We start from the raw sequence: 17,836 nt of genomic DNA, 5'->3' as shown, positions 1-17,836 counted from the left end.
TTCCCTGATTTCATGCCACGCCGGCCTACCATTGAAAGCCCACCCCGACCGCCGCACCGTAGTCGCCGCGCGATGTGCTGCTGGCCAGGCCCTTGATCACCCACTTGCCGTTGTCGGACACCGTGGAGATGCCCATGGCGATGCCGCTCTGGCCGCGCCAGGTCGCACCGCCCAGGCTGACCATGCTCTTGCCCGGGCTATAAGCCTGAGGCAGCGCAGACATCGCCATCGCCGCCGCGACCCCCGCGCTCAGGCGAGCGTCGACATACTGCAAGTCGCGCCGCATGCCGGACATCTGCTGGTTTATTCCTCTTTCGGCCTCGCGCAGCTGATTGACGTTGACCGCATCGGTACCCTCCCGGCCCGCCGCGACGTTGATGACCTGGCGCTCCTGGCCTACTGCTCCCACGGAGACCGTGTCATCGCGCGTGGTGGTGGAATTCGCCCCGACCGCGACCGAGTTGTTGCCGGAAGCGTTGGCGCCATTGCCGACGGCGGTCGAGTTTTCCCCGCTGGCCCGGGCGTTGTTGCCGACAGCCGTCGCGTTCTGGCCGGACGCCACCGCGCCGCTGCCGCCCGCCACGGAATTACCGCCACTAGCCTGCGGCGGCGTGGGCGGCGTGCTGCCCTGATTGACCTGGAACATGCCGTCGGCGCCCTGCCTGATCTTGGTGACGTCGCCCTCCACCGTGGTCACACGATCACCCAAGCGGTCGACCGTCTCGCCAACTTCCACCACGGTCCCTGCCACTTCATCAATACGCTGGTCCGTATAGGCATTGGCCTCCTTGACCGCGCCCTCGAGCTGCCGCAGGTTGACCGCATCGGTCGCGTTACGCCCATCGGCCACATTGCTGATGGTGCGCTCGGCACCGGCCGCCCCGACGGAAACCGTCCCGGCCGTCCGGTTCTGCGCACCGGAGTACTGACCGGTGTAGCTCTCGGCGCCGCGATCCGCGACCGCTCCGGCGCCCAAGGCCACGTCCCCGTCCTTCCTGGCTTCGGCGCCATTGCCGGCCGCGACGGAATTGGTGCCCGTGGCCGTGGCCGCCGGCCCCATCGCCGCGCTTCCAGTGCCGGTGGCCCGCGCCGCCGGCATTTCCGAGTTGGCTCCGCCATTGGCCTGGTAGTACTTGCTCTCGAATCCACCCGTGGTGATCCGGTTGACCGTATCGCCCAGGCTGCTGAGCGCGAGGTTGGTGGCAAACAGTTGCGAACCATTGATCGCGTCCAGGCTGTCCGCGGTGACACGACCCGCGGCGACGTTCTGGATCTGGCGGGGCGCCTCCCCGCTACCCACGCTGACCACATCGCCCGCGGCCGGCGCCCCTCCCGCATACACATAGGTGACACCATTGATCGTCACCGTGGAGGACGGCGCGGCGGCCGACGCGGTCGAACCGTTCCCCAGGACCACGGCTCCGTTCAGGTTCGTGTTCGTCAACGAAACATTGTTCCCCAGCACGAAGGCGTTGGCGGCGGCAACCGTATTGCCATTGCCGATCGCCAGGGCACCGTCTCCCGTCACCGTGTTCGCATTGCCCACGGCCACCGATCGGACGCCATCGGCCACGGCATTGGCGCCCACCGCCACGCTTCCCTCTTTGCCGGCCTGTGCCTGGCGCCCGACAGCCAAGGCACTGTCGCCCGTGGCCGTTGCGTCATAGCCCACCGCCGTACTGCCCTGGCCCTGCGCCGACGAATCGCTGGGCGCCAGCCCGGCTTCGTTCGTACGCACGTAACGGATGCCCTGGCCGTTCACATCGGTGTTCGCCTGGCTCGTATCGCCCGCGATCGTGGTGATCGTGTCGCCGATCCCCGCGATGTCGGACGCGTTCTGCGCCACGTTCCGGTTGGTCTCGTACAGTTGCGCCCCATTGACCGCGTCCGTGCTCGTGGCCGACAGCTCGCCCTGCGACACGTTCGTGATCCGCGTGCCGCCGGTGGCGCCACCATCGGTCGACGGCGCACCCGCCAGCGTGATCGTGTCTTTCGCATCGCCCACGTTACCGTCGTACTTCACGGCACGGTCACTGACGTTGCCGACGCTGGTCTCGACCGCCTTGAGCTGGCTCACGTTCACCGCATCGGTGTCCGTCGCGCCCGCCGCCACATTGGTGATACGGCGCTCGTTGCCCGCGCTGCCCACGCTCACTTCACCCACAGGTGCCGTGCCGGCAATCCTTCCCGTACCCGGGTTGTAGGCGGCCATGCCCAACGTGCTGCCGTCAGCGACCGAGTTCGCGCCCAGCGCCACGCTGCCCGCGTGACTGGCGCGGGCTTCGCGGCCCAGCGCCAGCGCGCTGTCGGCCGTCGCCGTCGCGTTGTAGCCCACCGCCGTGCTGCCCTGACCTTGCGCCGACGAATCGCTGGGCGCCAGCCCGGCGTCGTTCGTGCGCACATAGCGGACACCCAGGCCATTGGCGTCGGTGTTCACCTGGCTCGTATCACCCGCGATCGTGGTCAGGGTGTCGCCCAACTGCGTCACGTTGCCTTCGACCGTGGTCACCCGGCCATCCAGCGCCGTCACGTTTTCGTTCGTCTGATGCAACTGCGCACCATTGACCGCGTCCGTACTCGTCGCCGACAACTCCCCCTGCGACACGTTGGTAATCCGCGTACCGCCCGTGGCCCCGCCATCGGTCGACGGCGCACCCGCCAGCGTGATCGTGTCTTTCGCATCGCCCACGTTACCGTCGTACTTCACGGCACGGTCGCTGACGTTGCCGACGCTGGTCTCGACCGCCTTGAGCTGGCTCACGTTCACCGCATCGGTGTCCGTCGCGCCCGCCGCCACGTTGGTGATACGGCGCTCGTTGCCCGTGCTGCCCACACTGACTTCACCCACAGGTGCGGTACCGGCAAGGGTTCCCGTGCCCGGGTTGTACGCCGTCATGCCCAGGGTACTGCCGTCGGCCACCGAGTTCGCACCCAAGGCCACGCTGCCCGCGTGGCTCGCCTGGGCTTCACGACCCAGTGCCAGTGCACTCTCGGCAGTCGCCGTCGCGTTGTAGCCCACCGCCGTGCTGCCCTGGCCCTGCGCCGACGAATCGCTGGGCGTCAGCCCGGCTTCGTTCGTGCGCACATAGCGGATGCCCAGGCCATTGGCGTCGGTATTCGCCTGGCTCGTATCACCCGCGATCGTGGTCAGGGTGTCGCCCAACTGCGTCACGTTGCCTTCGACCATGGTCACCCGGCCATCCAGCGCCGTCACGTTCTCGTTCGTCTGATTCAGTTGCGCACCATTGACCGCGTCCGTGCTGGTCGCCGACAACTCCCCCTGCGACACGTTGGTGATCCGCGTACCGCCCGTGGCCCCACCGTCGGTCGACGGTGTGCCCGCCAACGTGATCGTGTCCTTCGCATCGCCCACGTTGCCGTCGTACTGCACCGCACGATCACCCAGGTTATTCACGTTCGTGGCCACCGACTGCAACTGGCTCACGTTCACCGCATCGCTCGCTTGCGCACCCGCGGCCACGTTCGTCACCCGGCGTTCGGTTCCGGCACTGCCGACACTGACCTCGCCCACGGGCACCGTTCCAGCAATCGTGCCCGTGCCCGGGTTGTACGCTGCCATGCCCAGCGTGGTACCGTCAGCGACCGAGTTCGCACCCAAGGCCACGCTGCCTGCGTGGCTCGCCTGGGCTTCACGACCCAGTGCCAGTGCACTCTCGGCAGTCGCCGTCGCGTTGTAGCCCACCGCCGTGCTGCCCTGGCCCTGCGCCGACGAGTCGCTGGGCGTCAGCCCTGCTTCGTTCGTCCGCGCGTAACGGATACCCAGGCCATTCGCATCCGTGTTCGCCTGGCTGGTATCACCCGCGATCGTGGTGATCGTGTCGCCTATCCCCGCGATATCGGACGTGTTCCGGGCCACGTTCTCATTCGTCTGATTCAGTTGCGCGCCATTGACCGCGTCCGTGCTCGTGGCCGACAACTCCCCTTGTGACACGTTGGTGATCCGCGTGCCACCCGTGGCGCCACCATCGGTAGACGGTGTGCCCGCCAGGGTGATCGTGTCCTTCGCATCGCCCACGTTGCCGTCGTACTGCACCGCACGGTCACCCAGGTTATTCACGTTCGTGGCCACCGACTGCAACTGGCTCACGTTCACCGCATCGCTCGCCGCCGCGCCCGCAGCCACGTTCGTGACCCGGCGTTCGTTGCCAGTACTGCCCACGCTGACCTCGCCCACGGGGGCCGTGCCAGCAAGGGTTCCCGTACCCGGGTTGTAGGCGGCCACGCCCAACGTGCTGCCGTCAGCGACCGAGTTCGCGCCCAAGGCCACGCTGCCCGCGTGGCTTGCCTGCGCTTCACGGCCCAGCGCCAGCGCGCTGTCGGCCGTCGCCGTCGCGTTGTAGCCCACCGCCGTGCTGCCCTGGCCTTGTGCCGACGCGTCGCTGGGCGTCAAGCCCGCCTCGTTCGTGCGCACATAGCGGATACCCAGGCCGTTCGCATCGGTATTCGCCTGACTCGTATCACCCGCGATCGTGGTGATCGTATCGCCGATCCCCGCGATGTCGGACGTGTTCCGCGCCACGTTCTCGTTCGTCTGATTCAGTTGCGCACCATTGACCGCATCCGTGCTCGTGGGCGACAACTCGCCTTGCGACACGTTCGTGATCCGCGTCCCCCCCGTGGCGCCGCCATCGGTCGACGGCGTGCCTGCCAGCGTGATCGTGTCCTTCGCATCGCCCACGTTGCCGTCGTACTGCACCGCCCGATCACCCAGGTTGTCCACGTTCGTGGCCACAGATTGCAACTGGCTCACGTTCACCGCATCGGTCGCTACCGCACCCGCTGCCACGTTCGTGACCCGGCGCTCGTTGCCGGTGCTACCCACACTGACCTCGCCCACGGGCGTTGCGCCAGCAATCGTGCCCGCGCTTGGGTTGTACGCCGCCATGCCCAGCGTGCTACCGTCGGCGACCGAGTTCGCGCCCAAGGCCACGCTGCCCGCGTGGCTTGCCTGCGCTTCGCGGCCCAGCGCCAGCGCGCTGTCGGCAGTGGCCGTCGCGTTGTAGCCCACCGCCGTGCTGCCTTGCCCTTGTGCCGACGAGTCGCTGGGTGTCAAACCCGCTTCGTTCGTCCGTACATAGCGGATGCCCAGGCCGTTCGCATCGGTGTTCGCCTGGCTCGTATCACCGGTAATGTTGGTCAGCGTGTCGCCCAGTTGCGTCACGTTCTGGTTCGTCTCGTATAGCTGCGAGCCGTTTACCGCATCCGTACTCGTCGCGGACAACTCGCCTTGCGACATGTTCGTGATCCGCGTACCGCCCGTGGCCCCACCGTCGGTCGATGGCGTACCCGCCAGGGTGATCGTGTCCTTCGCATCGCCCACGTTGCCGTCGTACTGCACGGCACGGTCACCCAGGTTGTTCACGTTCGTGGCCACCGACTGCAACTGGCTCACGTTCACCGCATCGGTCGCTACCGCACCCGCTGCCACGTTCGTGACCCGGCGTTCGGTGCCGGCGCTGCCCACACTGACCTCGCCCACCGGCGCCGTCCCGGCGATCGTGCCCGTGCCCGGGTTGTACGCTGCCATGCCCAGCGTGCTGCCGTCAGCGACCGAGTTCGCACCCAAGGCCACGCTGCCTGCGTGGCTCGCCTGCGCTTCACGTCCCAGCGCCAGCGCGCTGTCGGCCGTCGCCGTCGCGTTGTAGCCCACCGCCGTGCTGCCCTGACCTTGCGCCGACGAATCGCTGGGCGCCAGCCCAGCTTCGTTCGTGCGCACGTAACGGATGCCCAGGCCATTCGCATCCCTGTTCGCCTGGCTGGTATCACCCGCGATCGTGGTGATCGTATCGCCGATCCCCGCGATATCGGACGTGTTCCGGGCCACGTTCTCATTCGTCTGATTCAGTTGCGCACCGTTGACCGCATCCGTGCTGGTCGCCGACAGCTCGCCCTGAGACACGTTGGTGATCCGCGTACCGCCCGTGACACCGCCGTCGGTCGATGGCGTGCCCGCCAGCGTGATCGTATCCTTCGCATCGCCCACATTGCCGTCGTACTGCACGGCACGATCACCCAGGTTGTTCACGTTCGTGGCCACCGACTGCAACTGGCTCACGTTCACCGCATCGGTCGCTACCGCACCCGCTGCCACGTTCGTGACCCGGCGCTCGTTGCCAGCGCTGCCCACACTGACTTCACCCACGGGCGCCACCCCGGCAATCGCCCCCGTGCCCGGGTTGTAGGCCGCCATGCCCAGCGTGCTACCGTCAGCGACCGAGTTCGCGCCCAAGGCCACGCTGCCTGCGTGGCTTGCTTGCGCTTCACGGCCCAGCGCCAGCGCGCTGTCGGCGGTCGCCGTCGCGTTGTAGCCCACCGCCGTGCTGCCTTGACCTTGTGCCGACGAGTCGCTGGGCGTCAAACCGGCTTCATTCGTGCGCACGTAACGGATGCCCATGCCGTTGGCATCGGTGTTCGCCTGGCTCGTATCACCGGTAATGTTGGTCAGCGTGTCTCCCAGCTGCGTCACGTTCTGATTCGTCTCGTACAACTGCGATCCGTTGACCGCGTCCGTGCTCGTGGCCGACAGCTCGCCCGCCGCCACGTTGCTGATCGTCGTCGGGTTGCCGCCCGGATTCAGCGTCACGCTCTCGTAGTTCACGCTGCCATCCGGATTGCGGTCGTACTGCACCGCTCCCTCGTTCAGGGTTTCAACCGCCTGGTTCGTCGCATATAGCTGCGATCCGTTGACCGCGTCCGTGCTCGTGGCCGAGAGCCGACCCGCCGCCACGTTCGTGATCGTACGCTCGGTGCCCACCGAGCCAACGCTCACCGTGCTGGACGGCGTCGCCCCGGCGAAGCCATACGTCGTCCCCGCTATCGTCCCGCTCGCCGTACCGACCGCCGCGGCCGTTACCGAGTCGGCTCCGAGCGCCACGCTGTCCACATGGTTGGCCTGCGCATCCCGGCCCAAGGCCAGCGCGCTGGTCGCCGTGGCCGTCGCGTGATAGCCCACCGCCGTGCTGCCCTGGCCCTGCGCCGACGAGTCCGCCTGCGCCAGGCCCGCTTCGTTCGTACGCACATAGCGGATACCCATGCCATTGGCATCGGTGTTCGACTGGCTCGTGTCACCGGTAATATTGGTCAGCGTGTCGCCCAGCTGCGTCACGTTCTGGTTCGTTTCATACAGCTGCGAACCGTTCACCGCATCCGTGCTCGTGGCCGACAGCTCCCCTTGCGACACGTTCGTGATGCGCGTGCCTCCCGTGGTACCACCATCGGTCGACGGCGTACCCGCCAGCGTGACCGTATCCTTCGCATCGCCCACGTTACCGTCGTATCGCACGGCTCGGTCGCTGATGTTATCGGCCAGATTCTCCACTGTTTTGAGTTGGCTCACATTCACGGCATCACTATCCGCGGAGCCCGCGGCTACGCCCGTGATCTGGCGATACCTGCCCTGCGCCTCGTCCCCAACCGAAACCGCCGCCAACGTGCTGTTTGTCGCTTGGACCGCCGTGCCGTCCACACCATCCGGGACGTAACCGGCCACGCCGGCAACCCTGTTGGCAATCGACGCAGCTCCCAACGCCACACCACCGGCAACGCTCACACCGCTGCCCGCCCCAAGTGCCAGCCCTTGCTCAGCCGATGCGAGGGCTTGCGTACCCAGCGCCACAGAATCCGCCAACATTACCCGGGTGTTCTGGCCGATCGCAATACCTCCCGGCGCATTCTGCTCGACGATGGCGCCGTTGCCCAGACCAACTCCGTTATCGCCGTTGACGACGGTTTGCGGGCCGATTGCAATTGCCTCCTGGCCAACGGCCAGCGAATCCGTTTCGGTCGAATTGGCGTGGAAATATCGGGTGCCCGTTACCGTCACCGAACTGATAGCGCCGGTCAGTTGACGAACCGTGACCGCGTCATGCTCGTCGGTTCCGTCCGCAACGTTGGTAATCTGGCGATAGGTCGTGTCGCTACCGACCGACACCGCCCCTAGCAAGTCACGATCCGTCGTATTGAACGGCACGATCGCACCGCCAGCGCCCGAGGCGATCTCTCCGGTTGTGGGGGCAAGTGCCCGATCAGATACCGACCCCATCCCCAGTGCCACGCCGTTGCTTACCGTGGCGCTTGCTTCACGACCCAGCGCCAGCGCGCTCTCGGCCGTGGCCGTGGCGTTGTAGCCCACCGCTGTGCTGCCTTGACCCTGCGCCGACGAATCCGCCCGCGCCAAGCCCGCTTCGTTCGTACGAACATAACGGATACCCAGACCGTTCGCGTCCGTGTAGCTCTGGCTCGTGTCGCCGGTAATGTTGATCAGCGTGTCGCCCAGTTGCGTCAGGTTCTGGTTCGTCTCGTACAGCTGCGAACCATTGACCGCATCCGTGCTCGTGGGCGACAACTCGCCTTGCGACACGTTCGTGATCCGCGTACCGCCCGTGGCGCCGCCGTCGGTCGACGGGGTACCCGCCAAGGTGATCGTGTCCTTCGCATCGCCCACGTTGCCGTCGTACTGCACCGCACGGTCGCCCAGGTTGTCCACGTTCGTAGCCACCGACTGCAGCTGGCTGACGTTCACCGCATCGGTCGCCGCCGCACCCGCTGCCACGTTCGTAACCCGGCGCTCATTGTTCGCGCTTCCCACGCTGACCTCGCCCACGGGCGTTGCGCCAGCAATCGTACCCGTGCCCGGGTTGTAGGCCGCCATGCCCAGCGTGCTACCGTCAGCGACCGAGTTCGCGCCCAAGGCCACGCTGCCCGCGTGGCTTGCCTGCGCTTCACGGCCCAGCGCCAGCGCGCTGTCGGCCGTCGCCGTCGCGTTGTAGCCCACCGCCGTGCTGCCCTGGCCTTGTGCCGACGCGTCGCTGGGCGTCAAGCCCGCTTCGTTCGTGCGCACATAGCGGATACCCAGGCCATTGGCATCGGTATTCGCCTGACTGGTGTCCCCCGTAATATTGATCAGCGTGTCGCCCAGTTGCGTCACGTTCTGGTTCGTCTCGTACAACTGCGATCCGTTTACCGCGTCCGTGCTCGTCGCCGACAACTCGCCCTGCGACACGTTCGTGATCCGCGTACCGCCCGTGGCGCCGCCATCGGTCGACGGCGTGCCTGCCAACGTGATCGTGTCCTTCGCATCGCCCACGTTGCCGTCGTACTGCACCGCACGGTCACCCAAGTTGTCCACGTTCGTGGCCACTGCTTGCAACTGGCTCACATTCACCGCATCAGTATCGGTCGCGCCGGCCGCTACGTTCGTAAGCCTGCGTTCGTTGCCGGCGCTACCGACACTGACCTCGCCCACTGGAGCCGTCCCGGCAATCGTGCCCGTGCCCGGGTTGTAAGCCGCCATGCCCAGCGTACTGCCGTCAGCGACCGAGTTCGCACCCAAGGCCACGCTGCCTGCGTGGCTCGCCTGCGCTTCACGTCCCAGCGCCAGCGCGCTGTCGGCCGTCGCCGTCGCGTTGTAGCCCACCGCCGTGCTGCCCTGGCCTTGTGCCGACGAGTCGCTGGGCGTCAGCCCTGCTTCATTCGTCCGTACATAGCGGATGCCCATGCCGTTGGCATCGGTGTTCGACTGGCTCGTATCACCGGTAATATTGGTCAGCGTATCGCCCAGTTGCGTCACGTTCTGGTTCGTCTCGTACAACTGCGATCCGTTTACCGCATCCGTACTCGTGGCCGACAGCTCGCCTTGCGAGACGTTCGTGATCCGCGTCCCCCCCGTGGCGCCGCCATCGGTCGACGGCGTGCCTGCCAGCGTGACCGTGTCCTTCGCATCGCCCACGTTGCCGTCGTACTGCACGGCACGGTCGCCCAGGTTGTCCACGTTCGTGGCCACCGCCTGTAGTTGACTCACATTCACCGCATCAGTATCGGCCGCGCCGGCCGCCACGTTCGTAAGCCTGCGTTCGTTGCCGGCGCTGCCCACACTGACTTCGCCCACAGGTGCGGTACCGGCAAGGGTTCCCGTGCCCGGGTTGTACGCCGTCATGCCCAGGGTACTGCCGTCGGCCACCGAGTTCGCGCCCAAGGCCACGCTGCCCGCGTGGCTTGCCTGCGCTTCACGTCCCAGTGCCAGCGCGCTATCGGCCGTGGCCGTCGCGTTGTAACCCACCGCCGTGCTGCCCTGGCCTTGTGCCGACGCGTCGCTGGGTGTCAGCCCTGCTTCGTTCGTCCGTACATAGCGGATGCCCAGGCCGTTGGCATCGGTGTTCGACTGGCTCGTGTCACCGGTAATATTGGTCAGCGTGTCGCCCAGCTGCGTCACGTTCTGGTTCGTCTCGTACAACTGCGAACCGTTCACCGCGTCCGTGCTTGTGGCCGACAGCTCGCCCTGAGACACGTTGGTGATTCGCGTCCCCCCCGTGGCGCCGCCGTCGGTCGACGGGGTACCCGCCAAGGTGATCGTGTCCTTCACATCGCCTACGTTGCCGTCGTATTGCACGGCACGGTCGCCCAGGTTGTCCACGTTCGTGGCCACCGCCTGTAGCTGACTCACATTTACCGCATCAGTATCGGCCGCGCCGGCCGCCACGTTGGTAAGCCGGCGCTCGTTGCCGGCGCTGCCCACACTGACTTCACCCACAGGTGCGGTACCAGCAAGGGTTCCCGTGCCCGGGTTGTACGCCGCCATGCCCAGGGTACTGCCGTCGGCCACCGAGTTCGCACCCAAGGCCACGCTGCCCGCGTGGCTCGCCTGCGCTTCACGGCCTAAAGCCAGCGCGCTGTCGGCCGTCGCCGTCGCGTCGTAGCCCACCGCCGTGCTGCCTTGCCCCTGTGCCGACGCGTCGCTGGGCGTCAAGCCGGCTTCATTCGTGCGCGCGTAACGGATGCCCATGCCGTTGGCGTCGGTGTTCGCCTGGCTCGTGTCCCCCGCGATGTTGTTGAACGTATTGCCCAGCTGCGTCACGTTCTGGTTCGTCTCGTACAACTGCGAACCGTTCACCGCATCCGTACTCGTCGCGGACAATTCGCCTTGCGACACGTTCGTGATTCGTGTCCCCCCCGTGGCGCCGCCGTCGGTCGACGGGGTACCCGCCAGCGTGATCGTATCCTTCGCATCGCCCACGTTGCCGTCGTACTGCACCGCCCGGTCGCCCAGGTTGTCCACGCTCGTGGCTACAGATTGCAACTGGCTCACGTTCACCGCATCGGTCGCTACCGCACCCGCTGCCACGTTCGTGACCCGGCGCTCGTTGCCAGCGCTGCCCACACTGACCTCGCCCACGGGCGCCACCCCGGCAATCGCCCCCGTGCCCGGGTTGTAGGCCGCCATGCCCAGCGTGCTACCGTCAGCGACCGAGTTCGCGCCCAAGGCCACGCTGCCTGCGTGGCTTGCTTGCGCTTCACGGCCCAGCGCCAGCGCGCTGTCGGCGGTCGCCGTCGCGTTGTAGCCCACCGCCGTGCTGCCTTGACCTTGTGCCGACGAGTCGCTGGGCGTCAAACCGGCTTCATTCGTGCGCACGTAACGGATGCCCATGCCGTTGGCATCGGTGTTCGCCTGGCTCGTATCACCGGTAATGTTGGTCAGCGTGTCTCCCAGCTGCGTCACGTTCTGATTCGTCTCGTACAACTGCGATCCGTTGACCGCGTCCGTGCTCGTGGCCGACAGCTCGCCCGCCGCCACGTTGCTGATCGTCGTCGGGTTGCCGCCCGGATTCAGCGTCACGCTCTCGTAGTTCACGCTGCCATCCGGATTGCGGTCGTACTGCACCGCTCCCTCGTTCAGGGTTTCAACCGCCTGGTTCGTCGCATATAGCTGCGATCCGTTGACCGCGTCCGTGCTCGTGGCCGAGAGCCGACCCGCCGCCACGTTCGTGATCGTACGCTCGGTGCCCACCGAGCCAACGCTCACCGTGCTGGACGGCGTCGCCCCGGCGAAGCCATACGTCGTCCCCGCTATCGTCCCGCTCGCCGTACCGACCGCCGCGGCCGTTACCGAGTCGGCTCCGAGCGCCACGCTGTCCACATGGTTGGCCTGCGCATCCCGGCCCAAGGCCAGCGCGCTGGTCGCCGTGGCCGTCGCGTGATAGCCCACCGCCGTGCTGCCCTGGCCCTGCGCCGACGAGTCCGCCTGCGCCAGGCCCGCTTCGTTCGTACGCACATAGCGGATACCCATGCCATTGGCATCGGTGTTCGACTGGCTCGTGTCACCGGTAATATTGGTCAGCGTGTCGCCCAGCTGCGTCACGTTCTGGTTCGTTTCATACAGCTGCGATCCGTTCACCGCATCCGTACTCGTCGCCGACAACTCCCCTTGCGACACGTTGGTGATCCGCGTCCCCCCTGTAGCCCCGCCGTCGGTCGATGGCGTACCCGCCAGCGTGATCGTGTCTTTCGCATCGCCCACGTTGCCGTCGTACTGCACGGCACGGTCGCCCAGGTTGTCCACGTTCGTAGCCACCGCTTGCAGCTGGCTGACGTTCACCGCATCGCTCGCCTGCGCACCCGCTGCCACGTTCGTAACCCGGCGCTCGTTGTTCACGCTGCCTACACTGACCTCGCCCACGGGCGTTGCGCCAGCAATCGTACCCGTGCCCGGGTTGTAGGCCGCCATGCCCAGGGTACTGCCGTCAGCCACGGAGTTCGCACCCAAGGCCACGCTGCCCGCGTGGCTCGCCTGCGCTTCACGTCCCAGAGCCAGGGCGCTGTCGGCCGTCGCCGTCGCGTTGTAGCCCACCGCCGTGCTGCCTTGACCCTGTGCCGACGAATCCGCCTGCGTCAAGCCTGCTTCATTCGTGCGTACATAGCGGATACCCAGGCCATTGGCATCCGTGTTCGCCTGACTCGTGTCACCCGCGATGTTGTTGAACGTGTCGCCCAGTTGCGTCACGTTCTGGTTCGTCTCGTACAGCTGCGAACCATTTACCGCATCCGTACTCGTGGCCGACAACTCGCCTTGCGAGACGTTCGTGATCCGCGTCCCCCCCGTGGCCCCACCGTCGGTCGACGGCGTACCCGCCAGCGTGATCGTGTCTTTCGCATCGCCCACGTTGCCGTCGTACTGCACGGCCCGATCGCCCAGGTTGTCCACGTTCGTGGCCACCGCTTGCAGCTGACTCACGTTTACCGCATCGGTCTCTGCCGCACCCGCCGCCACGTTCGTAAGCCTTCGTTCGTTGCCGGCGCTACCCACACTGACCTCGCCCACCGGCGTTGCGCCAGCGATCGTACCTGTGCCCGGGTTGTACGCCCCCGTACTCAGCGTGCTGCCGTCGGCCACCGAGTTCGCACCCAAGGCCACGCTGCCCGCGTGGCTCGCCTGCGCTTCACGTCCCAGCGCCAGCGCGCTGTCGGCCGTCGCCGTCGCGTTGTAGCCCACCGCCGTGCTGCCTTGCCCCTGTGCCGACGAATCCGCCTGCGTCAAGCCTGCTTCATTCGTGCGTACATAGCGGATACCCAGGCCGTTGGCATCGGTATTCGCCTGGCTCGTATCGCCCGCAATATTGGTCAGTGTGTCGCCCAGTTGCGTCACGTTCTGGTTCGTCTCGTACAGCTGCGAACCATTTACCGCATCCGTACTCGTGGCCGACAACTCGCCTTGCGAGACGTTCGTGATCCGCGTCCCCCCCGTGGCCCCACCGTCGGTCGATGGCGTACCCGCCAGCGTGATCGTGTCTTTCGCATCGCCCACGTTGCCGTCGTACTGCACCGCCCGATCGCCCAGGTTGTCCACGCTCGTGGCCACCGACTGCAATTGGCTCACATTCACTGCATCAGTATCGGCCGCGCCGGCCGCCACATTGGTCACCCGGCGCTCGTTGTTCACGCTGCCTACACTGACCTCGCCCACGGGCGCCACCCCGGCAATCGTACCCGTGCCCGGGTTGTAGGCCGCCATGCCCAGCGTGCTACCGTCAGCGACCGAGTTCGCACCCAAGGCCACGCTGCCCGCGTGGCTCGCCTGCGCTTCACGTCCCAGCGCCAGCGCGCTGTCGGCCGTCGCCGTCGCGTTGTAGCCCACCGCCGTGCTGCCTTGCCCCTGTGCCGACGAATCCGCCTGCGTCAAGCCTGCTTCATTCGTGCGTACATAGCGGATACCCAGGCCATTGGCATCCGTGTTCGCCTGACTCGTGTCACCCGCGATGTTGTTGAACGTGTCGCCCAGTTGCGTCACGTTCTGGTTCGTCTCGTACAACTGCGATCCATTGACCGCGTCCGTGCTCGTGGCCGACAGATCACCCGCCGCCACATTACTGATCGTCGACGCATTGCCGCCCGGGTTCAGCGTCACGCTCTCGTAGTTCACGCTGCCATCCGGATTGCGGTCGTACTGCACCGCTCCCTCGTTCAGGGTTTCGACCGCCTGGTTCGTCGCATACAGCTGCGATCCGTTTACCGCGTCCGTGCTCGTGGCCGATACCCGGCCCGCCGCCACGTTCGTGATCGTACGCTCGGTGCCCACCGAGCCAACGCTCACCGTGCTGGACGGCGTCGTTCCGGCGAAGTCATACGTCGTCCCGGCTATCGTCCCGCTCGCCGTACCGACCGCCGCGGCCGTTACCGAGTCGGCTCCGAGCGCCACACTATCCACATGGTTGGCCTGCGCATCCCGGCCCAAGGCCAGTGCGCTGGTCGCCGTGGCCGTCGCGTGATACCCCACCGCCGTACTGCCCTGGCCCTGCGCCGACGAGTCCGCCTGCGCCAGGCCCGCTTCGTTCGTCCGTACATAGCGGATGCCCATGCCGTTGGCATCGGTGTTCGCCTGGCTCGTGTCACCCGCGATGTTGTTGAATGTATTGCCCAGCTGCGTCACATTCTGGTTCGTCTCGTACAACTGCGATCCGTTGACGGCTTCCGTACTCGTGGCCGACAGCTCGCCCGCCGCCACGTTGCTGATCGTCGTCGGGTTGCCGCCCGGATTCAGCGTCACGCTCTCGTAGTTGACGCTGTCGTCCGGATTGCGGTCGTACTTCACCGCAACCTCGCTCACGGTTTCAATGGCCTGGTTGGTCGCATACAACTGCGATCCATTGATGGCATCCGTGCTCGTGGCCGATATCCGCCCCGCCGCCACGTTCGTGATCGTGCGCTCGGCTCCCGCCGCGCCCACGCTTACCGTGCTGGCCGGAGCCGTTCCCGCGAAGTCGTAGGTCGTCCCGTCTATCGTCCCGCTGGCCGTGGCCACGGCGGCCTCGGTCACCGAACCCGAACCCAGCGCCACGTCGTCGGCGTTCGTAGCGATCGAATTGGACCCCAGCGCCACCCCGTTGGTCGCCTGCGCCGCGGCCGTGTCGCCGAGGGCCAACGCCCCCGCCGCCGCAGCCGACGAGCTGTTGCCCAGCGCGACCGCGCCCTGTCCGAGAGCCTTGTTCGCATTGCCGATGGCAACGGCGCCATTGGCGGCGGTATCTCCGAGCTCGTCGCCTGCGGCCGTATTGTTCGCACCAAGCGCGACCGCACCGGTACCATTGGCCGTATTGGGATCGCCCAGCGCCACCGCGCCATCCCCGATGGCGCGTTGGTCCCGGCCGATCGCCACGGCGCCGCCGTTCGCGGTGGCGGCATTGGCCGACGTGGAACCAGACCCCATGGCCACGTTCTGCCCGATCGCGCCTGTCCCCACACCATATCCAATGGCGATATTGTTCCCATTGCCACTGGCCGTCGATGCTTCGCGGCCGATGGCGATGTCATTCAAGCCTCGGGCCATGGCCCCATGGCCCTGTGCAATCGAATAGTCCTGCTCGGCCTGCGCCAGGGCTCCCAACGTTATGCTGGACACCCCCCTGGCATTCGAAGCGCCGCCAATGGCGACCGAGTCTTCGGCATGCGCGTTCGCCCCTTCCCCTGAAGCGCTACCCGCACCGATCGCGGTAGCGTTCAGACCGGCCGCGGTCGAATTTGTGCCTATGGCGACGGCTCCGTCGCCGGTGGCCTGGGTTACCGCGCCGAAGGCCGTCGCACCATCCCCGGAAGCCACGGCCTGTACGCCGAAGGCGGAAGAGGCGTCGCCACTGGCTTTGGAACTCAGCCCATACGCGGACGAAAAATCGCTGGACGCCAGTGCCTGCACACCCACGGCGGTTGATCCATGCCCGGCCTGCGTAGCCACATACTGGCCGACGACCAAGGTTTGCCCTGTAATGGCCGTGTATTTCGAACTCAGCGTCGAATCCAGGGCCAGCCGGTTGACGTCGTCACCGCCAATGGCCACCGACGAATCCCCCGACGCCTGGACGTTTGCCCCCAAGGCAAAGGATTGGTCGCCGCTGGCCGTGGCCCGTTCGCCAATTGCAACGCTTTGTCCATTGGGAGTGGCGGTCTGCGATGCTGTGGAAGCACTCCGCCCGATCGCAACGGAGCCGCTGTTTGCCGCGTTGGAACCTGTCCCGATCGCAACCGCGCCCGACCCGGCTGCCGTGGGAGCTCCCGTCTGTGCATTTCCGGGCGCACCGCCGATCGCTACCGAGTTCAGGCCGCTGGCATTGGCGTAGTTGCCGATCGCCGTACTGGACGTGTTGCCCGCACTGGAAAAATTCCCGATGGCTGTCGAAAATTCCGCGGCTGCATTGGAGGAATTGCCTATGGCCATGGCGTTGCGCGCCTGCGCCTGTGACCAGTTGCCTATGGCGCCTGCATAGTCGGCCGTAGCCCTGGCATTGTTGCCGTAGGCAAGGGCGTCGGCCCCTACCGCGCGAGCGGTCCGGCCGATGGCAACTCCAGATAGGTTCCCCGTTCCATCGGTAAACGCCATTTCACCGATTGCCACGTCGCCGTTTCTCGTCGCGACCGCCTGGCTGCCGATCGCAACGGATTGCGCGCCTTGCGCTCGGGAACGCCCGCCGATGGCGATGCCATTCGGACCCGTCGCCTGGGCTCCCGAGTCGGCCGTATTGGAAGAATTGTCCCCGCCAATGGCGATACTGCCGGCACTGGTCGCGCGGGTCCATTGCCCCACTGCCGTGGCACTCGTTCCAGTCGCCTGGGCCTGCATCCCCACCGCCGTCGCGCGGTTGGCGGCCGTCGAGGAATAGCCTAGCGATACAGCGCCCGCGCCGGTCGCTCTGGCGAACGGCCCCATGACTTGCACTGCCAGGTAATTACCGCCGTTTGCCCCGCAGCCGATGACGTTGGACCATATACCCGATCCGTCGACAGGATTGGCCGTTTCCGACGCAGCATGGTTGATGCCATCCGGGCCCGCTCCCGACGGTGGGTTGTTGCAGCTTCCATAATAGGTCGTTGCATCCGCGGGCAAGGGCAAGCCCATCATCAAGCCAGTCACAAGCACGGTCAGCCCCGTACCTAACACGGCGCTCGCGACTGCTTGCCCTCCCTTCTCCCGGCTACGTCCCGAACGAGACGGCTTGCCTCTGGCCGCGGTATTTTCATCGACGGCGACCCACGCTCCCGTCGTCTCGTTCCAAACCGTCTTGTAGATCTTGTTCATGGATGTCAGCCCTGTCTGATGTAGCCGGTTCCGGCAGCCGATCAGGACATCCAGCACTACGGGCGGTGACAAACCGTTTCAAGCCGATTCAGGACAACGAGACGTTCGATCGTACGACTGTTGCTGGCGGGCGGATGGTCAAGCGAAGGAAAGGCCCCAAGCATTAGTTCTACCAACACACCGATTACCACCCCAATGGCTTTGAACCCTCCCCCGTGGTACTTGAGCCCGATACCGCCTTTACCCAATTTGATGTATGGGTTTCTCGGAACTTAGATTACGGAGTTCGCCCCGGATCGGATAGGCAATCCACCCGATGATTATCATCGGTCACCACAAGCCAAAAACATTCGTACGATGCGGTTACCTTGACCCCTCAATGAGAATTGCTTCCATCCAATTTTTTGCCGGATATTTGTCATCAGGTACGCATGAGCAGGGTTTATTCGTCCACGAGCCTCGCGTGTCGACGGCAAGAAA

Annotated in this window: 1 protein-coding gene; it reads right to left on the bottom strand. The window is 66.2% G+C overall.

Annotated elements, in window-relative coordinates; translation table 11 throughout:
- Window positions 1–25: 25 nt before the first annotated feature.
- Window positions 26–17,356, bottom strand: coding sequence for a YadA-like family protein (locus tag EGT29_RS28475; RefSeq protein WP_161567785.1), 17,331 nt, complete (start codon window positions 17,354–17,356; stop codon window positions 26–28).
- Between the last annotated feature and the right edge of the window lie 480 nt (window positions 17,357–17,836).

Source organism: Pigmentiphaga sp. H8, assembly GCF_003854895.1.
GTDB lineage: Bacteria > Pseudomonadota > Gammaproteobacteria > Burkholderiales > Burkholderiaceae_B > Pigmentiphaga.
This window is presented reverse-complemented; position numbering and strand designations above follow the sequence as displayed.